This window comes from Halomonas sp. (assembly GCF_052095695.1).
Lineage (GTDB): Bacteria > Pseudomonadota > Gammaproteobacteria > Pseudomonadales > Halomonadaceae > Vreelandella.
The window spans coordinates 1-22,696 of sequence record NZ_JBQDLQ010000045.1 but is presented as its reverse complement, the minus strand read 5'-3'; the positions used below and the strand labels follow the sequence as shown (position 1 = coordinate 22,696).

Genomic DNA, 22,696 nt, shown 5'->3' with positions numbered 1-22,696 from the left:
AAAAGCTAAGCGGCGGTTGATTCAAGAAAGTCCTGGGCAAAACGCTGTAAGACGCCGCCGGCGGTGTAAATCGATACTTCTTCCGCGGTATCTAGGCGACACTTCATCGCCACACGCTCGCTTTCACCATTTGTTCGATGAATGACCAGCGTGAGCATCGCACCGGGCGCAGCCGCCCCTTCAACATCAAATATTTCAGTGCCATCTAAACCCAACGTCATACGCGTGGTGCCCGCTTCAAACTCCAGAGGCATTACGCCCATGCCAATTAAGTTAGTGCGGTGAATACGCTCAAAGCCTTCGGCGGCAATCGCTTCGACGCCCGCCAGCGCAACGCCTTTGGCCGCCCAATCCCGCGAAGACCCTTGCCCGTAATCCGCGCCGGCAATAATAATTAACGGCTGTTTGCGCGCCATATAGGTTTCGATGGCTTCCCACATGCGGGTCACCTCACCTTCGGGCTCAACTCGCGCCAGCGAGCCTTGCTTTACGCTGCCATCAGCCTCGCGCACCATCTCATTAAACAGCTTAGGGTTAGCAAAGGTGGCGCGCTGGGCAGTTAGATGATCACCGCGGTGAGTGGCGTAGGAATTGAAGTCCTCCTCAGGCAGGCCCATTTTGGCCAGATACTCGCCCGCAGCGCTGTTCAACTGAATAGCGTTAGAGGGCGACAGGTGATCGGTGGTGATATTGTCCGGCAAGATAGCCAATGGGCGCATGCTCTTAAGCGTGCGCTCTTTGGCCATGTTGCCCTCCCAATACGGCGGGCGGCGGATATAGGTGCTCTCAGGGCGCCAGTCGTAAAGCGGGCTCACCAGGGTACGGGCGCTTTTGTCCAGGTCAAACATGGGAATATAGGTCTGCCGGAACTGTTCAGGCTTCACCGCGGCTTTAACAATGGCGTCGATCTCTTCATCGGCCGGCCATATGTCTTTCAAGGTAACGGAATTGCCTGCTTGGTCGATACCCAGCACATCCTTTTCGATATCAAAGCGTATTGTGCCCGCAATAGCGTAGGCGACGACCAGCGGCGGTGATGCTAGAAAAGCCTGCTGCGCATGAGGGTGAATGCGACCATCAAAATTGCGGTTGCCGGAAAGAACGGCAGTCGCATAGAGGTCGCGATCAATAATTTCCTGCTGAATATTCGGATCAAGCGCCCCAGACATACCGTTGCAGGTGGTACAAGCGTAGGCAACGACGCCGAAGCCGAGAGTTTCCAGCTCATTCATTAAGCCAGCTTCTTCCAGGTACATCTTGACGGTTTTCGAGCCCGGCGCCAGCGATGACTTCACCCACCGCTTACGCAATAAGCCCAGCCGATTGGCGTTGCGAGCAATCAGCCCTGCCGCCACCATGTTACGCGGGTTAGACGTATTGGTGCAGCTGGTGATAGCAGCGATAATAACCGCGCCATCAGGCATCTTACCGGCTTTCTCTTCTTCACGTGCGGCATCAAGCCCTACGGCAATACCACGTTGAACAAGCTCTGAGGTGGGTAGGTGTGCGTGAGGATTAGACGGCCCCGCCAGGGTGCGGTGTACAGCAGAAAGATCAAAGGTCAGCACTCGCTCGTAGGTAACGTCAGCTAGACTGTCTGCCCATAAGCCGGTGTGTTTGGCATAGGTTTCTACCAGCGCCACCTGATCATCTTCACGCCCGGTAAGCTTCAAATAATCGATGGTTTGGCTGTCGATATAGAACATCGCCGCCGTGGCACCGTACTCAGGCGTCATATTCGAAATTGTGGCGCGATCGCCCACGGTCAGCGCATCAGCCCCTTCGCCATAAAATTCTAAGTAGGCCCCTACTACCCGCTGTTTGCGCAGAAATTCGGTAATCGCCAGCACCATATCCGTACCGGTTATACCCGGCTGCAGCTTACCGGTTAGCTCTACGCCCACAATATCCGGTAGGCGCATCATGGATGCGCGGCCCAGCATGACGCTTTCGGCCTCCAACCCACCTACACCTACTGAGATCACGCCCAGCGCATCGACCATCGGCGTGTGGCTGTCGGTGCCCACACAGGTATCTGGATAGGCAATGCCATCGCGGTTCTGCACCACCGGCGACATTTTTTCCAAATTAATCTGATGCATGATGCCATTGCCCGGTGGGATGACATCGACATTTTCAAACGCCGTCTTAGTCCAGTTAATAAAGTGGAAGCGATCGTCGTTGCGACGATCTTCAATCGCCCTATTTTTTTCAAAGGCGCCTTCTTCTGACCCTGCGTGCTCCACTGCCAACGAGTGATCGACAATTAGCTGGGTCGGCACAACGGGATTAACCTTGGCGGGATCACCGCCCTTCTCGGCAATAGCATCGCGTAGCCCGGCTAAATCGACCAAGGCAGTCTGGCCGAGGATGTCGTGGCAAACCACGCGGGCAGGATACCAAGGGAAGTCCAGATCGCTCTTGCGCTCAATCAACTGTTTGAGCGCATCGGTCAGTAGTTCAGGATTGCAGCGGCGTACCAGCTGCTCAGCCAGCACGCGGGAGGTATAAGGTAGCTGTGCATAGGCCCCGGGCTGGATATCTTCAACCGCCTCGCGAGCATCAAAGAACTCAAGCTCGGTGCCAGGCAGTGGTTTTCGGTAATCGGTATTCATAGCAGACGCACTCATAGCAAGCGAGGGGGGAGGAAAACACAACGCCGGCAGCCGAAGCTGCCGGACAGCTAGCCTGATATAGCTAGTTAATGTCGCTGGATGAATTAATAATAAGCCGAGCTAAGTCGCCTAACGGCGTGCTTCAATCGGCACCCACTCGCTCTTCTCGGGGCCCGTATAATCAGCGCTCGGACGGATTATGCGATTGTTAGCGCGCTGCTCAAATACATGGGCAGCCCAGCCGGTAACACGCGACATGACAAAAATCGGCGTGAACAGCTTGGTGGGTATATCCATAAAGTGATATGCGCTGGCGTGAAAAAAGTCGGCGTTACAGAACAGCTTTTTCTCGCGCCACATAACCGCTTCGACCCGCTCAGAAACCGGGTAAAGCACTTTATCGCCCACATCGTCGGAGAGATTCCTGGACCAGTGCTTGATGATCTCGTTGCGAGGGTCAGATTCGCGATAAATCGCGTGGCCGAAGCCCATGATTTTATCCTTACGCTCCAGCATGCCCATTATTTTGCTTTCCGCCTCTTCCGGCGACTGCCAACCTTCGATCATCGCCATGGCTGCCTCGTTAGCGCCGCCATGCAGTGGGCCGCGTAGCGAGCCAATGGCCCCGGTGACGCAGGAGTGCATGTCGGAAAGCGTCGAGGCGCAAACTCGCGCTGTGAAGGTAGAGGCGTTGAACTCGTGCTCGGCGTAAAGAATCAGCGACACGTTCATCACCCGCGCATGCAGCTCAGATGCAGGTTCACCGCGCAGCATATGCAAGAAATGCCCGCCCACAGAGCTATCGTCGGTTTCGGTATCGATGCGCAAGCCATCGTGGGAGAAGCGGTACCAGTAGCAAATAATCGAGGGAAGCACTGCTAGCAGCCGGTCAGCTACGTCCTGCTGCTGATCGAAGTTCTCCTCGGTTTCTAAATTCCCCAGCATTGAGGTGCCAGTGCGCATTACATCCATGGGATGGGCATCTTTGGGAATCTGCTCAAGCACCGTTTTCAGCGCGTTGGGCAAACCGCGCAGGCTTTTGAGCTTGCTGATATAGTGATCTAATTCGCTCTGGTTGGGCAGCTTGCCTTTTAACAGCAGGTAAGCGACCTCTTCGAATTTGGCTTTTTCGGCCAGCTCTTTGATATCAAAGCCACGGTAGGTCAGGCCTGAGCCGGTTTTGCCTACCGTACATAGCGCGGTGGAACCAGCGCTCTGGCCACGCAGTCCTGCACCTGTCACGGGTTTATCAGCCATGGTGTGTCTCCTATTACTGCTTTTATTCTGAGAATTTTATTGAGGTATCTTATGTGAGCGCAGTTAGCGATTACCTGGGTTCACGACCCTGGTGTAACGCTTATTGGCCATCGCCTTGCTCAACGAATAACGCATCCAGCTTCTGCTCAAAATCGTGGTAATTTAGAAAATCGTAAAGCTCGTCGCGTGTCTGCATCAGTGGCACCACCTCTTTTTGATGGCCGTTATCAAGAATACTTTGATACACCTGCAGCGCCGCCGCATTCATGGCGCGAAACGCAGAAAGTGGATAGAGAACCATGCGGCAGCCGACATCGCCCAGCTCCGTTTGTGTAAATAGCGGCGTAGCACCGAACTCGGTGATATTGGCTAAAATGGGCGCATTGACGCGCTCACAGAAAGCTTTGTAATCATCCAGCGTGTGTACCGCCTCGGCGAAGATGGCGTCAGCGCCGGCTTCAATACAGGCATTTGCGCGCTCAATGGCCGCATCCAGGCCCTCTTTTTGAAACGCATCGGTGCGTGCAATCAAATAAAAATCGGGGTCAATTTTGGCATCGGCGGCGGCCTTTATGCGGTCCACCATTTCCTGCTGAGACACAATCGCCTTATTAGGGCGGTGACCACAGCGCTTCTGAGCGACCTGATCTTCCATATGAATGGCGGCAACGCCTGCACGCTGCATCTCTTTAACCGTGCGCGCAATATTGAAAGCACCTCCCCAGCCCGTATCGATGTCTACCAGTAGCGGTAGTTCAGTCGCGCCGCAGATTCGGTGAGCATCTTCTACCACGTCGTTCATGGTTGTCATGCCCAGATCCGGAAGGCCGAAAGAAGCATTAGCAACGCCCCCACCGGAAAGATAAATCGCCTGGTGACCCACTTTTTCCGCCATCAGCGCGGTGTACGCATTAATAGTGCCTAGAATGGGCAGCGGGCGATTGGCTTCAAGCGCGGCGCGGAAACTAGCTCCGGGAGTCATCTGTGACATGGGGCATTTCTCCTAGTTAATGTTTCGTTATTGTTAGCTGTTTTTAACGCTGTAATGTAGATGTGGACTGCTCCAGGGCTGCTGCATAGCGGTCAGCCACATTGGCTCTAGAAGCACTTACATGGCGGCGCATCAGCAGCTCTGCTAGCTCCGCATCGCCTGCTTCTATAGCATCTACAATACGGTGGTGTTCTACAAAAGCGCGCTGCGGGCGGGTGCCACTGGCACTAAACTGAGTGCGATACAGACGCACTAAATAGTAGAGGTCATCGCACAGCAGGTTCATCAGCATTTTATTGTGGCTGCCCTGAACAATGCAGTAGTGAAAATCAAGGTCACCTTCACGCTGATAATAGGCCTCGCCTCTTTGCAAATCGGCTTGACCTTCATGTAGCGCCAACACATCACGCAAGCCTTGAACCTCTGCGGCTGACATATGCTCCGCAGCTAACCGAGCGGCCATGCTTTCCAACGCTTCGCGCAGATCAAAAAGCTCTAAAAGCTCTTTCATGGAAAGCTGAACCACGCGCGCACCCACATGTGGAACGCGTTCAATTAGACGGTGCGCCTCTAAGCGCCGCATCGCCTCGCGTAGCGGTCCCCGTGAGATACCGTAAGTCTTCGAAAGCCCAGGCTCAGTAATTTTACTGCCTGGCGCCAGCTCGCCACGCACAATGGCATCCTGAAGCTGGTGAAATACTCGCTCTGCAAGGGTACGAACTTCCGGCAATGTTGCAGATGAAGCAGCGATTTCGAAAGGGGCACCCTCTTCGTCAGTCGCTTCAGGTAGCGCAGTAGCGGCGGTAGAGGAATTAGAAATAAGTGTTGCCATAAGTAATTGTCGACAATTGGAGAGTAAACAAACTCTAGCGCGTGCGAACTGAACCGTCAACTAGTCGATTTTGCCGACTTTATGCGCCTTTCGTCGTATAAATAGATTCACCCGAAACAGTCCTGTCAACAATCATGCTCTATTAGACACATTACCGTAACGCCGCCTTTCTTTTTTGCTTGAGCTCATCAGTGCGTGAAAAAGACGTCGAAGCCTAGCGCTGGTGTCATCAGGCAAGCCCCTCTAAAATGTCACGCCCCTCTTAACTGGTTAGGCGTTTGCTTCATGATCAAGGCGTTAACGATTACTGCCCTGCCCTATTCGACCGACCCTTTGGGGGCATTCGCCTGCCTTCGCAAACGTCCTGGCGCCGTTCTGCTCGATAGCGGCCGACCTATCGCCACCGGCCGATTCGATATTCTTAGCAGTGACCCGCTCGCCACTCTTGAAGTGAGCGGCGATGGCATAGCGAGCGTGGAATCTAACCAGCTTAACCCTCCGGCTCAACTAGCCAACGATGCGTTCGCACATCAGCAGTGGCTATTAGATCAGCTTGCAATCCCGAGTCAGCCTAGTGAACTACCTTTCCTAGGCGGCCTGATTGGCTACTGGGGCTATGATTTAGGCCGCAATACGCTGTCTATCTCGGATCTAAAAACCAGCGCTGTATCACTACCCCAGGCTCGCCTAGGGCTTTACGACTGGTGTATCACGTTTGACCACGTAGCCCAACAGGCATGGTTAATCGCCACACCAGAGCGTCGTAGTGAAGTAGAAAGCTGGCTTGCTCAAGAACCAGTGCAAGACAGCGCTTTTACATTGAGCAGTACTTTTAAGGCTGAGCTGAGACAGGCCCAGTACGTCAGACGTTTTGATGCCGTTCAGCGCTATATTCGCGCAGGCGACTGCTATCAAATCAATTTGGCTCAGCGCTTTTATGCTGACTACCAAGGGGATGAATGGCAGGCGTACCTTTTGTTGCGCAAAGCGACGCCAACGCCTTTTTCGGGCTTTATGGCCTGGAATGATAAAGCCGTGCTTTCACTTTCGCCTGAACGCTTTATTCAAAGCCGCGATGGTCAAGTGGAAACACGCCCGATTAAGGGCACTCGTCCTCGTGGTCAAACGCCTGATGAGGATAAGACGCTAGCTGAGCAGCTTCTGAATAGCCGCAAGGATCGCGCAGAAAATGTCATGATTGTCGACCTGCTGCGCAACGACTTAGGCCGCGTATGTCAACCAGGCTCCATTCGCGTGCCGCAACTATGTCATTTAGAGAGCTACCCTAACGTCCACCATTTGGTCAGCGTGGTGCAAGGAACGTTAACCGATGACTGTAGCCCGCTAGCACTTCTTAAAGCCGCTTTCCCCGGCGGCTCCATTACCGGCGCACCGAAAATTCGTGCAATGCAGATCATTGACGAGCTAGAGCCCTGTCAGAGAAGTGTCTATTGCGGCAGCTTGGGCTTTGTGGATGTGCGCGGCAGCATGGATACGTCTATCGCTATCCGCACGATGGTCGCAGAGGCTGGGAAACTACACGTATGGGGTGGTGGAGGATTAGTGGCCGACTCTCAAGCCGGCGAGGAGTATACCGAGACCTTGGATAAAATCCGCCATCTCATCGAGGCTTTGGAATAAGCAGCGAAAATAAAATATCAAAAAGGAATATAAAAGCCTAACCAAACGGTATTGGGGGAATTTGACTTGAATTTGATAGCCTAGCGGCTGATGAGCTTAACAGCAATGACTCTACACCTAAACAGGAGGCCACATGTCCTCAGAGCTTGAAGCGATTAACCGTGACTTCGCCAATAACCCCCAAGGGCTAATTGAATGGGCGCTGTCCCAGGGCGAGCGGCCTATCTGCACCACTAACTTTCGCCCCTTTGAGGCGGTGATTCTGCATATGGTAAGCCAGGTGCGCCCCGACGTGCCTATCGTATGGATGGACAGCGGCTACAACACCGAGGCCACGTATCAATTTGCCGATACCGTTATTCAACAGCTCGATTTAAAGGTAGTGAGCTTTCTACCTCGCCGCACCCGTGCCCACCGCGAAGCGTTGGATGGCCCCATGCCGGGCATAGATGACTCGCGCCACGCGGTCTTTACGCAAGAAGTGAAACTTGAGCCCTTCGAGCGCGCACTACGTGAAGTGCGGCCCGACGTATGGTTCACCGCGCTACGCGCTGAAGATACCCCTGAGCGGGCTAAAATGCAGCCGGTCAGCCGCAACAGCGATGGCTTATTGAAAGTGGCCCCGCTATTGCAGTGGAGTGCAAAGGACATGTACCAGTATTTAGAGACACATGGCCTACCCAACAACTTCGATTACTTTGACCCGACCAAGGTTGAAGAGAAGCGCGAATGCGGGCTGCACTTACAGCATTAGTATTCACAGCATAAATACTTTCAGCATTAATACTCAGGCAGGTCTATGTCATCAAACAAAGATTGTTCATGACGTGGACCTGCCGTTAACGCTTCATCGACAAGATCCCGGGTTAAATGAGGCGCAAAGCGCTGCAAAAAGTCATACATGTAACCACGCATGAACGTACCGCGACGAATGCCGATTTTGGTTGTAGAGCTGGCGAATAAGTGGCTGGCATCCAGGGCGACAAGATCAGTATCAATCGCCTCATCAACCGCCATATGGGCCACTATTCCGACCCCCATGCCCAGCCGCACATAGGTTTTAATCACATCGGCATCTGCCGCCGTCAGCACCACATTAGGCGAGAGCCCTTTAGCTTTAAAGGCATCGTCTAACTGCGAACGTCCGGTAAATCCAAAAACATACGTGACCAGCGGATGCTCAGCCAATGCTTCAAGTGTCAAAGGCCCTTTGTGCGTTGCTAATGGGTGGCCTTTCGATACCAGTACACAGCGATTCCAGCGATAGCACGGCAGCAGCACTAAGTCGGTAAACAGCTCTAATGACTCAGTGGCAATGGCAAAATCTGCCTGCCCTTCACTGACCATTTGCGCGATTTGTTTCGGGTTGCCCTGCTGCATATGCAGTGCTACATCAGGATACTTTAATGTGAATTCGCTGATAATAGGCGGCAATGCGTAACGCGCCTGAGTATGCGTTGTCGCGATTGCCAAGCTTCCCCGACGCTCGTCGCTATGCTCTTGCGCTACCTGCTTGATATTATCCGTGAGGCGCAGAACTTGGCCGGCCAGCTCAATAATCGACTGCCCGCCCGATGTCACTCGTGTCAGGTGTTTGCCGCTACGGGCAAAAATTTCCACACCTAACTCATCTTCTAATAAACGAATTTGTTTAGAGATACCTGGCTGTGAGGTAAATAAGCTTTGTGCTGTGGCTGAGACGTTCAGGTTATGCCGACTGACTTCCCAGATATAGCGGAGCTGTTGTAGTTTCATATCCTCACCTATTTGTTGTCTATACAAGCCATGCCTGGGCGTTCATCCTGACCTTGCAGCGACCGACAGCGCCCACTACAATGCCAGATAGAATAAAAAACACATTGATAATACCTTTATAGTATAAAAAAATTGTCCGGCAGGCACCCATTAATTTCTACTTTTGTCGTCATTTACCGCACAGGAAATTTGCCAGCAACCCTCGCGAACGCTAACATCTGCCCACGATTATCGTGATAAACAGGAAGCGCTGTGAAAGAGCGCCAATTGATCGCGTAATGACCGTTGCTCCATTTGAGGCAACGAAACAGTAAGAGCAACGCAAACGGGAGAATCAAATGGCTAATAATGTTGATGTCACCAACGCCAACTTTGAGCAAGAAGTCCTCAACGCTGAACAGCCTGTGCTGATGAAATTTTGGGCGCCGTGGTGTGGTCCATGCAAAGTGATGGCCCCGGTTGTTGATGAAGTGGCTGCTGAACGCCAGGACAGCCTAAAAGTGGTCAGTGTCAATGTTGACGACGCACCTGAAATTGCCGCTGAACAAGGCGTGCGCGGTGTTCCTACCGTCATGCTGTTCAAATCAGGCACCAAAGTTGCTTCACTAGTTGGCGCGCAATCCAAATCACAGCTGACGCAGTTCATTGAACAAAACGCTTAATGATCAATGCGCCTAGCGCTTGAAACAGCCGCCGACTTAGTCGGCGGTAGTCATTCTCTTCCCCTCGCGCGCTTTACGCTATTTTTCACGCTTCCATGGCGGCAGCCGTGCATCGCTAACCCTAGTATCTTTTAAACGACGTTTTCCAGGCCCTAATAAGCGCGCCATCCATCGGGTTTGCGGATGACTATCCAGCGCGATCTTCAATGTCATCGTAAGCACCACAGAGAGCAGCATCCCTGCAGCACCAAAGATCCAGCCCCATACCACCAGTGATAAAAACGCGACAAAGGTAGAAAGCCCCAACGCCTGCCCCATCACCCGCGGCTCAATCAAGTTGCCAAGTACAAAGTTGATGACCAAGTAAGCCGAGGCTAAAAGCATTGCCTGAAAAGCACCGCCATCTTGAGCAACCAGAAGCAAGAGTACCGGCGGGATAGCCGCTAGCGCAGAACCAATATTCGGAATGAAGTTTAGGGCAAAGGCCAATACCCCCCACAACAATGCAAACTCGACGCCAATGATGACGCATGAAAGCCAAACCAGCACCCCTGTGGTCAGGCTAATCGCGGTTTTGACCGCTAAGTAACGCTTTAACGTTAAGCTAAACTCGCTGAATCGCTTTAAGCTCGGGGCAGGATTTTCAAGCGCTCGCGAGATTTTATCGCGAAAATTGAGCGTCTCAAAAAGCATAAAGATGACCAGCAACCCGACGATACAGCTTTGCATGAAGAGATTGCCTATCTCTCCTAACAAGGTTGGCATCCAAGAATCTTCATCATCCATGACAAACATTGAGTTCACCTGGTCTGGGCTAACGGCCAGACCATGCGCAGACAGTGCATTGAGCAAATTCCAATACTGCTCGTAGAGCCGAGATTCAATATCCGGTAATGCGGCCAAAAACGTGCTAAAACTATTAACCACCAGCAAGGCGAGAAGCGAAAGAAATCCCAGCAGCACCATTAAGGTGAGAAAAGCCGATAATCGCAAACTCAAACCACAGCGGTGTAGCCATTGCACCGGAGAGGTACATACGACGGCAATAAATATTGCCAGCAGCAGTGGCACCAGTAAATCAGACCCAACCTTCATTCCCGCAACAATCACTACCAGCGAGGCGAGTGCCAAGGTGGCATGAAGAGGAACCGTACGGTAATCCTCGTCCGATAATTTCGACATAAACCCATCCCTAGACTGTTGTCATATTCATAGTGGTTGCCAGCACGATAATGCACTAACCGTGCAAGCAAGAAGCAACTGTTTTGCATCCACTCTTCAGCACTGAACTTTCCTTTCCAATGCGTTTCCAAGCCTTGACGATAATTAACATTAGCCTACTGACAGCACGGACATTTCATATGATAGCGACATCACTACGAACTCAACGATTTGCTTCTAATCGGCTGCGTTACAGCCTGCTAGGCGGTGCTCTAGTGGCACTGCTTAGCGCACCTCTTGCTCAAGCGTCGCCACCTCACCAAGCCCCACCCAGCCTGAATGTACAGGCACAGTCATGGGTTGAGGTAGAACCTGACAAAGCGACGCTTAATGCTCGACTATGGGAAAATACTCCCGCGCTTTCCACTCTAGAGGAAAGTGATAGTAGCGCACTAACCGATGCACGTGAGCGCTTGGAGACCCGCGCCCGCGAATTAATTGAGCAGATGGAAGCGACCGGCCTCGAACGCAGCGCCATCAATGCAGGCTCATTAAACGTCTATCCCGAGCACGTTCAAGGGCAGCGTAACGAAGACGGCGAGCATGAAACCTTGCAGCGCACGCGCCTTGAACGCCCGGTCACCGTTGAACTCACGGACCTCGATCAGTTAAGCGAAGTGTTAGACGCACTGATCGCTGCTGGCGTTAACGCGCTAGACGGCGTTCAGTTCGATTTACAGGACCGCGACTCAGCCACTGACGAAGCGTTGGTTAAAGCCCTTGAAAAAGCTCAGCATAAAGCGAACCTAATGGCAGATAGTTTAGATGCCGAACTTGGCCACGTGCAGCGCATTGAAGAAACCCAGTCACCGATTTTCCAACCGCGCATGATGATGATGCGTGCTGAAAGTGCTTCTGCTGATGCTAGCCAATCCGGCGGCGCCAGTGATTACAGCCCCGGCACCATCCGTATTGATGCCGGCGTTAGCGTTGAGTGGGCGCTTAAAGGGCCAGACGCTCCAAACCACCAAGATAGCGACGTAGCGGCTCAGGAATAATTACTGAGCCATCCGCCTGCTGGTGGTTTTCAAGCACCGCCAGCAGGCAACGCCCTACTGCCAACCCTGAACCGTTCAACGTATGTAGCAACTGCGGCTTCTTCGAGTCTGGATGACGATAACGCGCCTGCATGCGACGCGCCTGAAAATCCTCGCAGTTTGAGATCGAAGAAATCTCCCGATACGTTTCCTGACTCGGCAGCCACACCTCTAAATCGTAGGTTTTCGTCGCACCAAACCCCATATCCCCGCTGCACAACGTTACCACACGGTACGGCAACGCTAGCGCCTGTAAGATAGCCTCGGCGTGGCCACGCATCTCTTCAAGTGCCGTATAGCTGTTCTCAGGTTCTACAATCTGAACCATTTCAACTTTATCGAATTGATGCTGGCGGATCATGCCGCGGGTATCGCGGCCGTGCGAGCCAGCTTCAGCACGAAAACACGGCGTATGCGCCGTAAGCTTCATCGGTAGTGCCGTCTGCTCGACGATTTCGTCGCGAACAAAGTTCGTCAGCGGTACTTCTGAGGTAGGAATCAAATGATACCCACGCTCATCATCCAGCTTAAACAGGTCTTCGCCAAACTTAGGCAGCTGGCCGGTCCCCATTAGCGAATCGCGGTTCACCATATACGGCACATAGCACTCTTCGTAACCGTGCTGCTCCGTTTGGGTGTCCAGCATAAACTGAGCTAACGCACGGTGCAGCCGCGCGATAGGCCCACGCATCACGGCAAAGCGAGCACCGGTAATTTTAGCCGCCAGTTCAAAATCCAGATAACCCGACTGCTTGCCCAAATCAACGTGGTCTAAGACGGTAAAAGCAAACTCACGGGGCGTACCCCAGCGATGCAGCTCAACGTTATCTTCCTCGTTTTGACCTTCCGGCACGCTGTCATGGGGCAGGTTGGGAATACCGCTAATCGCGTCATCCCATTCGGCCTGCACAGCGGCCAGCTCAAGCTTGGCTGCATCCAAGCGGTCGCCTAAATCGCTGACCTCATCCAGCCGCGGCTGAATATCTTCACCGCTTGCCTTCGCTTTACCAATCGCTTTAGAGCGCGTATTACGCTCGCTTTGCAACAGCTCGGTTTGCGTTTGCAGCTCGCGGCGCCGGGACTCCAGCGCCTGCAGTACCGCTTTATCAAGCACAAAGCCCCGGCGGGCCAGTTGTTGAGCAACCGTGTCAAGATCACCGCGCAGCAGTTTCGGATCGAGCATGAATCCTGTCCCTTGGCCTGAAAATAATAAGAGCAGCGCGCCAACGCGCGTGCATAAAGGCGCCTATTGTAGGCAAAAGCGCCGCAAGGAGCCATAACTTGCAGCATCAGGCTCGTGCTTAGCTTCACTTCCACGTGCCCCATCATTTCCAAAAGTGATAAAGTGCTCGGTGATTCGGCTGGCGAATCACCGAAGGATAGGCTTTTACACTTTGATAGGAGGTGGGCAGTGCCAGAAACAACACAGCAAGGAAAATTTGCCTGGTGGCGAAGAATAGCCTTATGGAAAAAGATCTTGGCCGGCTTAGCGCTAGGCATTCTAGCGGGGGCGATGCTGGGCGAGACCGCCAGCGTATTTAAGCCACTCGGCGATATTTTTATCAACGCGATTATGATGCTGATTGTGCCGCTGGTGTTTTCTACGCTGGTGGTGGGCATTACCTCGATGCGCGACCCGAAGAAAATGGGTCGCATTGGTGCCAGGACGATTACGCTCTATTTGATCACCACAGCCTTTGCCATCATTATCGGCATGCTGTTGTCTACTTTGCTGCAGCCGGGAGTAGGCATCAACTTAAGCTTCGATAGCGAAGTTGCTGCAAACGAAGCCCCGTCGCTGATCTCTATTCTAGTTGATTTAGTGCCACGCAATCCGCTGGACGCCCTGGCCAACGGGAACATTATGCAGATCATTGTGTTTGCCATTGGCCTGGGTATTTCGCTGACGCTCATTGGCGATAAAGGCGAGCCGGTGATGAAGGTGTTCGACAGCTTTGCTGAAGCCATGTACAAGCTCACAGGCATTGTGATGGCCTTTGCACCCTTTGGCGTATTTGGTTTGATCGCGCACGTCTCGGGCCAATACGGCTTAGAGATACTGCTGCCGCTGGCCAAGCTGATCGGCGTCGCGTATCTCGCCAGCATCCTCCACGTTTTGCTGATCTACTCCGGCTTTCTCTACCTCATTGGGCGCTTAAACCCCATGCGTTATTTGCAGGGTAGCCTGGACGCTATTGTGGTGGCGTTTTCGTCTGCCTCTTCTGCCGGCACCCTGCCCATATCTATCCGCTGTGCGCAGAAAAACCTTGGCGTTTCCGAAGGCGTTTCGGGGTTTGTGCTACCGGTAGGCGCCACCATCAATATGGATGGCACGGCGCTTTACCAAGGTGTAGTGGTGCTGTTTATCGCTCAGATGACCGGTACTGATTTGAGCATGATGGACTACGGTATGATTGTTGCTACCGGCACGCTGGCCTCAATTGGCACCGCGGGCGTACCTGGTGCTGGCTTAATCATGCTCTCGATTGTCATGGCGCAGGTTGGCCTGCCGCTAGAAGCGATCGCGGTCGTCGCGGGGATTGACCGCATTCTTGATATGGCGCGCACCAGTGTCAATGTCGCCGGTGATTTAATGGTAACGACTCTAGTCGGTAAGAGCGAAGGTGAACTCAACGAAACCGTCTATAACTCCCGCCAGACCTAACACGGGCCGTTATTAATCAAAACATCCGCCTGCTGCGCTTTGTAGCAAGGCGGATTCAAGCTTTTCCCACTCAGCCGTTGTGATTGGCGCTGTTTCGCGGCAACCTAATCCCTATGCAATATAGATGTTATTCAATTTAACCATTCTCTTAGCCGAGCACCGCTGCTATGCCGACTGCTTTTGACCAAACGCTCGCCGCCATTGATGCGCTGCATGCGCAAGACCCCCGCACCATCATTCTAGCGGATGGCACGTCAACACCGCAGGAACTGGTCTATGCTCAGCGTATGAGTGGCTGGTTAGATCGCGTGCATGACGCGCCTGATGAAGTACTGCGCCTAGCGATACGTGCTCAGCATCTGCAACGCTGGTTAGTACCGCGCGAGCAGTACCCGGAAGGACGTGTGGGTTATCTCACCTGGCGCCGCGACCAAGGCATTCGCGCTGGCGACACTACCGCCCAGCTAATGCGCGATGCAGGCTTTTCAGCCGAAGACGCCGAACGAGCCGCCACCACTATTGGCAAGAAAGGCCTGGGACGCGATGCCGACGTGCAGGCGCTGGAAGACTCTGCCTGCCTCGTTTTTCTAGAGAATTACTTCGTGGATTTCTCACGCAAGATTGAACACGACCATATGGTGCATATTGTGCAAAAGACGTGGCGCAAAATGTCGCCCCGTGCCCACGCACTGGCCTTAACGCTGCCTATGTCAGACGCCTCGTTAGCACTGGTCAAAGAAGCGCTGGGTGCCGAGTAAGGTGCCTGCAAGAGACTGAGTAAATCATCACGTTAAGATGCAGCTAGGCAGCCGCTGCGGTAAAGTAGCCTACTTCCTTTATTGCGCCCCCGGCACTGACGGCTTAATCATCTATGATTGCACCTCTGGACACGCGTTCCGCTCCGTTTGAGCGTTTAGGTAACGCCTATGTACGTTTTCTCGAAGCTCTCAAAACACGCGGCTTTGAAGGCGACATTGCCCCTGATTACGCTCACCGCACGGTACTGGCGACCGACAACTCTATTTACCAGCGCCTGCCCCAGGCGGTGGTCTACCCCAAACATGCCGAAGACCTAGAGCGCCTATCCAAGCTCGCCGCACAAACAACTCATCGAAGCGTTGTATTGACACCACGTGGCGGCGGCACCGGGACTAACGGCCAGTCACTGACCGGCGGCATTGTGGTCGATGTCTCGCGCCACATGAATAAAATCCTTGAAATAGATACTGAGAACCGCCGAGTGCGTGTGCAAGCAGGGGTGGTAAAAGACCAGCTGAATGCCGCTCTAAAACCTTACGGTCTGTTTTTCGCCCCGGAGCTTTCAACCTCCAACCGCGCCACTATCGGCGGTATGATTTCAACGGATGCCAGCGGCCAGGGCAGCTGCGAATACGGTAAAACCCGCCATCACGTATTGGAACTTGATACCGTTCTACTCGGCGGCCAGCACCTACATAGCCGCGCGCTAACCTCGGACGAAGAGCACAGCGAATGCCAACAACAAGGTGCTTTAGGCCACGTGCATACCACCGCCGCCGCGATTATCGACCAACAGCGTGATTTGATAGAGGCAAAATTTCCGCCTCTCAATCGCTGTTTAACCGGCTACGACCTGGCCCACCTTCGCGATGACGAAGGCCAACTCAATCTCAACAGCCTGCTATGCGGCTCGGAAGGTTCGCTGGGCTTTCTGAACGAAGCGGTGCTGAACGTGCTGCCGATTCCCAAGCACTCCACCTTGGTCAACGTGCGCTATGCAAGCTTTATGGATGCCCTACGGGATGCCAAAACACTGATGGCGAGTGCCGCACGGCCCACTTCGATTGAAACGGTCGATGATAAAGTGCTCCAGCTCGCCATGGAGGACTTTGTCTGGGATAGCGTGGCTGAGTTTTTCCCTGCCACCGGCAGCGTGCCGATTAGTGGCATTAACCTGATTGAATTCAACGACGATGACGAGAAAACTCTCGTCGACCGCGTACGGTTATTTACCGACTATCTAAGCCAAGATCCAACGGTAGCAAGGCTAGGCTTTACCCTGTCAGAAGGACGCGCCCAAATTCTGAAAGTTTACGGCATGCGCAAACGCTCGGTGGGACTGTTGGGCAACGTCCAAGGTGAAAAACGGCCGATTCCGTTTGTGGAAGACACCGCCGTGCCGCCAGAACATTTGGCGGACTTTATCGCCGAATTTCGTGCCGCACTGGATGCCCGCAACCTCACCTATGGCATGTTCGGCCATGTGGATGCAGGCGTACTTCACGTGCGCCCCGCTATCGATATGAAGGATCCAGAGCAGGAAACGCTGATTCGCGCAGTCTCCGATGAAGTGGCCGCTCTTACCCAAAAATATGGCGGCCTGCTATGGGGTGAACACGGCAAGGGCATTCGCTCAGAGTACTCGCCTAAGTTCTTTGGCGAGCTCTACCCTAGCCTTCAGCGTGTAAAAGCTGCGTTTGATCCTTACAATCAACTCAATCCGGGCAAAATCGCGACGCCGCTGTTCTCGGCGTCTGAAGACGTGGGGGCAACGGCCACACGTGAGCCCAACCAGCTAATTGCCCGCGAGCGTGACCCAGAACTACTGACCATTGATGGCGTGACGACACGTGGCCAGCTTGACCGTACCATCGATGAGCGAGCATGGCAGGCCTATGACGCCGCGGTATACTGCAACGGCAATGGCGCCTGCTATAACTACGACGTTGACGACCCTATGTGCCCTTCCTGGAAGGCCACTCGGGATCGCCGTCACTCGCCTAAAGGCCGCGCCAGCTTGATTCGCGAATGGCTGCGCTTACAGTCTCAGGCCGGCATTGACGTCGTGGAAGAGTCACGCAAGAAAAAGGCCGAAGGCGGCTGGGGCTTTATTAAGAGCTTTCCGCGGCGGATGGCCAATAGCCTAAGCCGTAAACAGCACCACGACTACTCCCATGAAGTTTACGATGCCATGGCAGGCTGCTTAGCCTGTAAATCATGCGCAGGGCAGTGCCCGATTAAGGTCAATGTTCCCCAGTTCCGCTCGCAGTTTTTAGAGGTTTATCACGGCCGCTACCTGCGCCCGCTGCGCGACTATGTCATCGGCGGCACCGAATTCATGCTGCCCTCTCTGGCTAAAGCCGCTCCGCTGTATAACGCCGTGATCGGACAGCGCTGGATCGAAAAGCTGATGGGCCATCAGTTGGGCATTAGCGATTCGCCAGCACTTTCACCGTCAAGCGTTAAAAAGCAGCTACGGGCCTGGGGAGTGGCCGAAGCAACGCCCGCAGCGCTTGCCATCCTCACCGAGCAGCAGCGCGCCAACAGCGTGATCATTGTTCAAGATGCCTTTACCACCCACTTTGAAGCCACATTGGTCATGGATATCGTTGAGCTACTCTCGCGGCTTAATCTACGGGTATTCGTAATGCCCTTCTCTGCTAACGGAAAACCCCTGCATGTGCAGGGCTTTCTGGGTGCCTTTGAGCGTACCGCGATCAAACAGGCCAAACGGCTACGCACATTGGCACGCCTTGACATTCCGATGGTGGGCATTGATCCAGCGATGACCCTGACGTACCGTCAAGAGTATGTGAAAACGTTTGGGGATCAGGCAGTGCCCGACGTAATGATGCTCCAAGAGTGGCTAGTGACCCGCCTTAACACCTTGGCGCCTAACCAGCTAACGCTCACCGACCCGGGCTTTAAGCTGCTATCCCACTGCACCGAGAAAACCAATGCGCCGGCCAGCCCCAAGGCTTGGCAGCAGGTGTTCGCGGCGTTTGGTTTAGAGCTTGAATTGATGGCCACTGGCTGCTGCGGTATGTCCGGCACCTATGGTCATGAAACCCGTAACGTGGCGACCTCAAAGGTCATTTATGCACAGTCATGGCAGCCGCAGGTGGAAGAGCAGCACAATACAGGCAGGCTGTTAGCGACCGGCTACTCCTGTCGTAGCCAGGTGAAACGCTATTCCAACCAAACCTTGCGTCACCCACTTCAAGCGCTGCTTACGCTGTTACGCAGCGCTTAACGGATCGATAGCCAACAGGTTCGGCCCTGAAACTCAGAAGAAAAGAGTCTTCAGCGCCAGGCCTGGATCACTTGCACGCATAAAAGCCTCACCGACCAAGAAGCCGTTAACGCTATGATCACGCATTAGCTTAACGTCATCGCGGGTATGAATACCCGACTCTGTGATCACCGTAACATGCTCAGGAATCCGCGATAGCAGATCGAGCGTGGTGTTCAGGCTAGTTTCAAATGTATGCAAATTGCGGTTATTAATGCCGACTAACTTCAGGTCGAGTGCCAAGGCGCGCGTCAGCTCATCGGCACCATGCACTTCCACCAGCACATCCATGCCTAGCTGGTTGGCCTGCTGATTCAGGTCGTGTAGCTGGCTATCATCTAACGCAGCAACAATTAGCAAAATGCAGTCTGCGCCGATCGAGCGGGCTTCTGAAACCTGGTAGCCGTGAGTAATAAAGTCTTTGCGAATCACCGGCAGTGAACAGACATCACGAGCGGCAATCAGATAGTCTTCATGGCCCTGGAAAAAATCAGCATCGGTAAGCACGGAAAGGCAGGCAGCACCCGCCTGCGCGTAGCTTTTAGCAATATCCGAAGGATGAAATTCTTCACGAATCACGCCTTTTGAGGGCGAGGCTTTTTTCACCTCAGCGATAATGGCCGGGTCGCCTGTCGCAATGCGGGCATTGAGAGCGTCAATAAAACCGCGCGGTGCGCTTTGCTGCTCACCTAGCGCTAGCAGATCCTGCTCTGAAACCGCTTGACGGCGCTCAGCCACCTCTTGGTCTTTACGGGCCAGAATGCGCGTTAAAATAGTCGGTGTTGCCTGTTGAGTCATGATGATCTCTTCGTGTTTAAAGCTTATCTTGTTTAAGAGCCTACGGCTTAAAAACGCTGGTAAAGTGCGAAAGCTCTTTAAGCTTCTCAAGCGGCAGTTTGGACGCTTGCGCATCCTGCGCCACCATTACGCCTTCTTTTAACGTGTCTGCCACCCCAGAACAATAAAGTGCCGCACCGGCGTTCAGAGCGACGATATCTGCCGCGGCACCCTCACCGACCAAGGCTGCTTTAACTAAGCGCAGGCTATCTTCTGCATTGTTGGCTTTAAGCGTGACAAGGCTCTGACGCTCAATGCCCAGCTCTTCTGGCGTCACCGTATATTGGGTAATCTCGCCATCTTTGAGCTCCGCAACCAGAGTGGGGCTCGCCAGTGAAATCTCATCCAAGCCATCTTCTGAGTGCACCACCATGACGTGGCGGCTGCCCAGCGTTTTAAGCACTTCGGCCATGAGCGGCACAAGTTCTGGAGCGTAAACGCCTAGTACCTGATTAGGCGCACCGGCGGGGTTCGTTAACGGACCTAAAATATTAAACAACGTGCGCACGCCCATCTCGCGGCGAGGGCCGATAGCATAGCGCATAGCCGGGTGATGGTTAGGCGCAAACATAAAGCCTACCCCCACCTGCTCGATGCAGCGCGCTACTTGCTGGGACTTAAGATCAAGATAAATGCCCGCCACGTCGAACAGATCAGCACTGCCAGACGATGATGAAACGCTGCGGTTTCCGTGCTTGGCCACATGAGCACCCGCTGCTGCGGCGACAAAGCTAGCAGCGGTGGAAACGTTAAACAAATTGGCACCATCGCCGCCAGTCCCAACGATATCTACGACGTTCTCAACGTTTAACTCCACGCGCTTCATTAGCTCGCGCATTACCTGGGCGGCGGCGCTAATCTCTAGCGCGCTTTCGCCTTTCATGGCTAACCCCATCAATAAGGCACCAATTTGCGCATCGCCGGCATCGCCGGTCATGATTTGGCGCATCAAAGCATGCATGGTGTCGAAAGAGAGGTTTTCGCGGCGCATTACCGCATTAATCGCATCGCGCATTTGCATGAGCAGAGGGGTCCCTAAAGCGTGTGAAACCGGCAATCAGCCGCGTTTTAAAAAGTTGGCCAACAGCTCATGACCTTGGCGGGTAAGAATCGATTCGGGGTGAAACTGTACCCCCTCGATATCCAGCTCACGATGGCGCAGTCCCATGACTAAGCCAGGCGTAACATCATCATCGTCTGTCCAGGCAGTCACTTCTAAACAATCGGGTAGGCTCGTTTTATCGACCACCAGAGAATGATAGCGGGTAACCTGCACGGGGTTCTCCAGCCCTTCAAAAACGCCGTGATTATCGTGCCATACGTCTGACGTTTTGCCGTGCATAACCTGCGGGGCACGAACCACTTTACCGCCATAGACTTGGCCAATTGCCTGATGACCAAGGCAAACGCCTAAAATAGGCAGCTTGCCGGCAAAGTGTTCAATCGCCGCCATGGAAATACCTGCTTCATTGGGTGTACAGGGGCCGGGTGACACCACTAGGTGCGTAGGCGCCAGCGCTTCAATCTGCTCAATGCTGATTTCGTCATTACGATGGGTGATCACTGCAGCATCCAGCTCACCCAAATACTGCACGATGTTAAACGTGAAGCTATCGTAATTATCGATCATTAAGACTTTTTGCACTGACTGTCCTTTCGCCATTGCCCCTCTTACTCCCTCACCTTATGAAACTGCTAATAAAAACTATAGGTTTGATGATACCGCAACCAAGCACTTCCTTGCAGGGGTTAAGTGTGCCCCTTCATCAACAGTGCTTAAAAAGAACAAACCGTTCCGCTTGGCATAATGCACGTTATGCTTAGGAATGGACCATTTTTCAGCGTTAGGTACTAACCTAGCTACATAGGCCGCTGCATTGGAACTGGCAACGAGCCATCGCAGTCTTTATTATCTGCTGTCTTTTTCGCTAGTTTTCAAGCTAGTTTTTCAAGTCAGTTAGGAGCGTGGGATGTTAAAGCGGGTTATCTGGATGAGTACGCTCTTGTGCGTCGCGGTGCTGAGCACGGCGCCAGCCTATGCCAACCCCACACTGCGCGTTATTGCCTCGTTTTCTATCATGCAAGATCTGGTAAAGCGAGTCGCCGGTGATGCGGTTAGCGTCAACGTGATTGTACCTGCAGAAGAAGATGTTCATCGCTGGGAGCTAACGCCGCCCAACGTACTCGCTCTGGAGGAAACCGATATCGTGTTTTACAACGGACTGGGGTTAGAGCCCTGGATGCACCATGTTGAGGCGATGTCAGGTGACCGGCTCACGTTAATAGAAGTAGCCTCTCAAGCGGATTACACGCCGATAACGATCTCTACCGGCCTGCATAAAGGCGAGCCAGACCCTCATATGTGGATGGACCCTCAAGGCGCTGCCGCCTACATTGATGTCATTGCTGACGTGCTGGCCGGACATCTGCCCGACCATGCCGATGCGTTTTATGCGCGCGCCGAAGAAGCGCAGAAAGCGCTCGCGATCATTGATCAGGCGGTGAAGGAGCGCCTTGACGGGATTCCGCAAACTAATCGCATGCTGGTTACTAGCGAGGCGGGCTTTGGCTACTTTGCGCGCGCCTACGCCTTTCGTGCGCTTGGGATATGGGGGGTGAATCATGAGACTCAAGGCAGTGCGCTGGCGATGGCTAAAATGAGTGAGCATCTTGTCGAAAAACGTCCCTTAGCGCTGTTCTACGAAAGCACCACCCCGCAGATACACATGGATGCCTTGTCACGCGAGGCATCACTACCTCTAGCAGGCCCCTTGTATGTCGATACGCTAAGCAATGCTGATGGCCCAGCGGCTAACTACTCAGCCATGTTGCGCCATAACGCGGAAGTGCTGCATTCCACGTTAGGAGGCGCAACGGCCGAGTAATTGGCCCAGGGTTAAAGGTTGTCTAACCCGCGCTCAGCCATGGCCACTGCGCGGAAAATTGCGCGCCCCTTATTAAGCGTCTCCTGCCATTCCATTTCGGGAACCGAGTCAGCCACAATGCCCGCCCCGGCCTGAACATGCAGTTGGCCATCTTTAATCACCGCGGTACGAATGGCGATCGCAGTATCAATATTTCCATGCCAAGACAAATACCCTAAATCCCATTAATAAATACCAAGTTTAACCG

The 22,696-nt window shown here is 53.5% G+C and carries 18 protein-coding genes and 1 pseudogene; 8 read left to right on the top strand and 11 right to left on the bottom strand.

All coding sequences use genetic code 11. The features are described 5' to 3' along the window. Positions 1-5: 5 nt before the first annotated feature. From acnD to ACTH5D_RS10620, 4 genes are all read right to left on the bottom strand, one after another. A complete protein-coding gene (acnD, locus tag ACTH5D_RS10635; protein ID WP_441671009.1) occupies positions 6-2,615 on the bottom strand; it encodes a Fe/S-dependent 2-methylisocitrate dehydratase AcnD in 2,610 nt (869 codons plus the stop codon). 129 nt (positions 2,616-2,744) lie between these two features. Then, entirely contained in the window at positions 2,745-3,872 is a 1,128-nt protein-coding gene (gene prpC / locus ACTH5D_RS10630) for a bifunctional 2-methylcitrate synthase/citrate synthase (protein WP_441671007.1), read from the bottom strand. A 100-nt stretch (positions 3,873-3,972) separates the two neighbouring features. After that, complete coding sequence (gene prpB / locus ACTH5D_RS10625) at positions 3,973-4,863, bottom strand: methylisocitrate lyase (RefSeq protein WP_441671005.1); 891 nt, start codon at positions 4,861-4,863, stop codon at positions 3,973-3,975. A 43-nt stretch (positions 4,864-4,906) separates the two neighbouring features. Beyond that, entirely contained in the window at positions 4,907-5,695 is a 789-nt protein-coding gene (locus tag ACTH5D_RS10620; protein WP_441671003.1) for a GntR family transcriptional regulator, read from the bottom strand. A gap of 285 nt (positions 5,696-5,980) precedes the next feature. Here ACTH5D_RS10620 and pabB point away from each other — a divergent pair, with 285 nt between their 5' ends. Further along, positions 5,981-7,336 carry an aminodeoxychorismate synthase component I gene (gene pabB / locus ACTH5D_RS10615; RefSeq protein WP_441671001.1) on the top strand — a complete coding sequence of 452 codons (1,356 nt, stop codon included), beginning with the start codon at positions 5,981-5,983 and terminating at the stop codon, positions 7,334-7,336. A 133-nt stretch (positions 7,337-7,469) separates the two neighbouring features. Then, complete coding sequence (locus ACTH5D_RS10610) at positions 7,470-8,090, top strand: phosphoadenosine phosphosulfate reductase domain-containing protein (RefSeq protein WP_441670999.1); 621 nt, start codon at positions 7,470-7,472, stop codon at positions 8,088-8,090. A gap of 26 nt (positions 8,091-8,116) precedes the next feature. Here the strand turns inward: ACTH5D_RS10610 and cysB are convergent, their stop codons facing one another. Beyond that, positions 8,117-9,091, bottom strand: coding sequence for an HTH-type transcriptional regulator CysB (gene cysB / locus ACTH5D_RS10605; RefSeq protein ID WP_441670997.1), 975 nt, complete (start codon positions 9,089-9,091; stop codon positions 8,117-8,119). Positions 9,092-9,429: 338 nt separating this feature from the next. On the opposite strand from cysB, the gene trxA reads away from it, so the two are divergent. Beyond that, a complete protein-coding gene (trxA, locus tag ACTH5D_RS10600; protein ID WP_096279135.1) occupies positions 9,430-9,753 on the top strand; it encodes a thioredoxin in 324 nt (107 codons plus the stop codon). Between the two features lie 78 nt (positions 9,754-9,831). On the opposite strand, the gene ACTH5D_RS10595 is transcribed toward trxA, so the two are convergent. Beyond that, positions 9,832-10,935: an AI-2E family transporter gene (locus ACTH5D_RS10595; RefSeq protein ID WP_441670994.1), complete on the bottom strand. Its 1,104-nt coding sequence runs from the start codon at positions 10,933-10,935 to the stop codon at positions 9,832-9,834. Positions 10,936-11,114: 179 nt separating this feature from the next. Here ACTH5D_RS10595 and ACTH5D_RS10590 point away from each other — a divergent pair, with 179 nt between their 5' ends. Further along, positions 11,115-11,972 (top strand): SIMPL domain-containing protein, encoded by an 858-nt coding sequence (locus ACTH5D_RS10590; RefSeq protein WP_441670992.1) that lies wholly within the window; start codon positions 11,115-11,117, stop codon positions 11,970-11,972. Here the strand turns inward: ACTH5D_RS10590 and serS are convergent. Then, positions 11,917-13,194 (bottom strand): serine--tRNA ligase, encoded by a 1,278-nt coding sequence (serS, locus tag ACTH5D_RS10585; RefSeq protein ID WP_441670990.1) that lies wholly within the window; start codon positions 13,192-13,194, stop codon positions 11,917-11,919. The two genes, ACTH5D_RS10590 and serS, sit on opposite strands and share 56 nt — an antisense overlap. A 228-nt stretch (positions 13,195-13,422) precedes the next feature. Here serS and ACTH5D_RS10580 point away from each other — a divergent pair, with 228 nt between their 5' ends. From ACTH5D_RS10580 to ydiJ, 3 genes are all read left to right on the top strand, one after another. Beyond that, positions 13,423-14,676: a dicarboxylate/amino acid:cation symporter gene (locus ACTH5D_RS10580; protein WP_441670988.1), complete on the top strand. Its 1,254-nt coding sequence runs from the start codon at positions 13,423-13,425 to the stop codon at positions 14,674-14,676. Between the two features lie 167 nt (positions 14,677-14,843). Then, complete coding sequence (locus tag ACTH5D_RS10575; protein WP_441670986.1) at positions 14,844-15,434, top strand: DUF4202 domain-containing protein; 591 nt, start codon at positions 14,844-14,846, stop codon at positions 15,432-15,434. 113 nt (positions 15,435-15,547) lie between these two features. After that, positions 15,548-18,688, top strand: a complete 3,141-nt coding sequence (ydiJ, locus tag ACTH5D_RS10570; protein WP_441670984.1) for a D-2-hydroxyglutarate dehydrogenase YdiJ — start codon at positions 15,548-15,550, stop codon at positions 18,686-18,688. Between the two features lie 33 nt (positions 18,689-18,721). On the opposite strand, the gene trpC is transcribed toward ydiJ, so the two are convergent. The 3 genes from trpC to ACTH5D_RS10555 are packed head-to-tail and all read right to left on the bottom strand — an operon-like array spanning position 18,722 to position 21,227. Continuing rightward, positions 18,722-19,525, bottom strand: coding sequence for an indole-3-glycerol phosphate synthase TrpC (gene trpC / locus ACTH5D_RS10565; RefSeq protein WP_441670982.1), 804 nt, complete (start codon positions 19,523-19,525; stop codon positions 18,722-18,724). A gap of 40 nt (positions 19,526-19,565) precedes the next feature. Further along, a complete protein-coding gene (gene trpD / locus ACTH5D_RS10560) occupies positions 19,566-20,585 on the bottom strand; it encodes an anthranilate phosphoribosyltransferase (RefSeq protein ID WP_441670980.1) in 1,020 nt (339 codons plus the stop codon). Positions 20,586-20,621: 36 nt separating this feature from the next. Further along, complete coding sequence (locus ACTH5D_RS10555) at positions 20,622-21,227, bottom strand: anthranilate synthase component II (RefSeq protein ID WP_441670978.1); 606 nt, start codon at positions 21,225-21,227, stop codon at positions 20,622-20,624. Between the two features lie 307 nt (positions 21,228-21,534). Between ACTH5D_RS10555 and ACTH5D_RS10550 the strand changes: the two genes are divergently transcribed. Further along, positions 21,535-22,449 (top strand): metal ABC transporter substrate-binding protein, encoded by a 915-nt coding sequence (locus tag ACTH5D_RS10550; RefSeq protein WP_441670976.1) that lies wholly within the window; start codon positions 21,535-21,537, stop codon positions 22,447-22,449. Between the two features lie 11 nt (positions 22,450-22,460). Here the strand turns inward: ACTH5D_RS10550 and ACTH5D_RS10545 are convergent. Beyond that, positions 22,461-22,667: pseudogene (locus tag ACTH5D_RS10545) on the bottom strand (chorismate-binding protein); the annotation flags it as partial. Positions 22,668-22,696 lie beyond the last annotated feature (29 nt).

Bases quoted from the DNA above. Each gene is read 5' to 3' on its own strand.
- acnD (WP_441671009.1), bottom strand. From the start codon at position 2,615: ATGAATACCGATTACCGAAAACCACTGCCTGGCACCGAGCTTGAGTTC.
- prpC (WP_441671007.1), bottom strand. From the start codon at position 3,872: ATGGCTGATAAACCCGTGACAGGTGCAGGACTGCGTGGCCAGAGCGCT.
- prpB (WP_441671005.1), bottom strand. From the start codon at position 4,863: ATGTCACAGATGACTCCCGGAGCTAGTTTCCGCGCCGCGCTTGAAGCC.
- ACTH5D_RS10620 (WP_441671003.1), bottom strand. From the start codon at position 5,695: ATGGCAACACTTATTTCTAATTCCTCTACCGCCGCTACTGCGCTACCT.
- pabB (WP_441671001.1), top strand. From the start codon at position 5,981: ATGATCAAGGCGTTAACGATTACTGCCCTGCCCTATTCGACCGACCCT.
- ACTH5D_RS10610 (WP_441670999.1), top strand. From the start codon at position 7,470: ATGTCCTCAGAGCTTGAAGCGATTAACCGTGACTTCGCCAATAACCCC.
- cysB (WP_441670997.1), bottom strand. From the start codon at position 9,091: ATGAAACTACAACAGCTCCGCTATATCTGGGAAGTCAGTCGGCATAAC.
- trxA (WP_096279135.1), top strand. From the start codon at position 9,430: ATGGCTAATAATGTTGATGTCACCAACGCCAACTTTGAGCAAGAAGTC.
- ACTH5D_RS10595 (WP_441670994.1), bottom strand. From the start codon at position 10,935: ATGTCGAAATTATCGGACGAGGATTACCGTACGGTTCCTCTTCATGCC.
- ACTH5D_RS10590 (WP_441670992.1), top strand. From the start codon at position 11,115: ATGATAGCGACATCACTACGAACTCAACGATTTGCTTCTAATCGGCTG.
- serS (WP_441670990.1), bottom strand. From the start codon at position 13,194: ATGCTCGATCCGAAACTGCTGCGCGGTGATCTTGACACGGTTGCTCAA.
- ACTH5D_RS10575 (WP_441670986.1), top strand. From the start codon at position 14,844: ATGCCGACTGCTTTTGACCAAACGCTCGCCGCCATTGATGCGCTGCAT.
- ydiJ (WP_441670984.1), top strand. From the start codon at position 15,548: ATGATTGCACCTCTGGACACGCGTTCCGCTCCGTTTGAGCGTTTAGGT.
- trpC (WP_441670982.1), bottom strand. From the start codon at position 19,525: ATGACTCAACAGGCAACACCGACTATTTTAACGCGCATTCTGGCCCGT.
- trpD (WP_441670980.1), bottom strand. From the start codon at position 20,585: ATGCAAATGCGCGATGCGATTAATGCGGTAATGCGCCGCGAAAACCTC.
- ACTH5D_RS10555 (WP_441670978.1), bottom strand. From the start codon at position 21,227: ATGGCGAAAGGACAGTCAGTGCAAAAAGTCTTAATGATCGATAATTAC.
- ACTH5D_RS10550 (WP_441670976.1), top strand. From the start codon at position 21,535: ATGTTAAAGCGGGTTATCTGGATGAGTACGCTCTTGTGCGTCGCGGTG.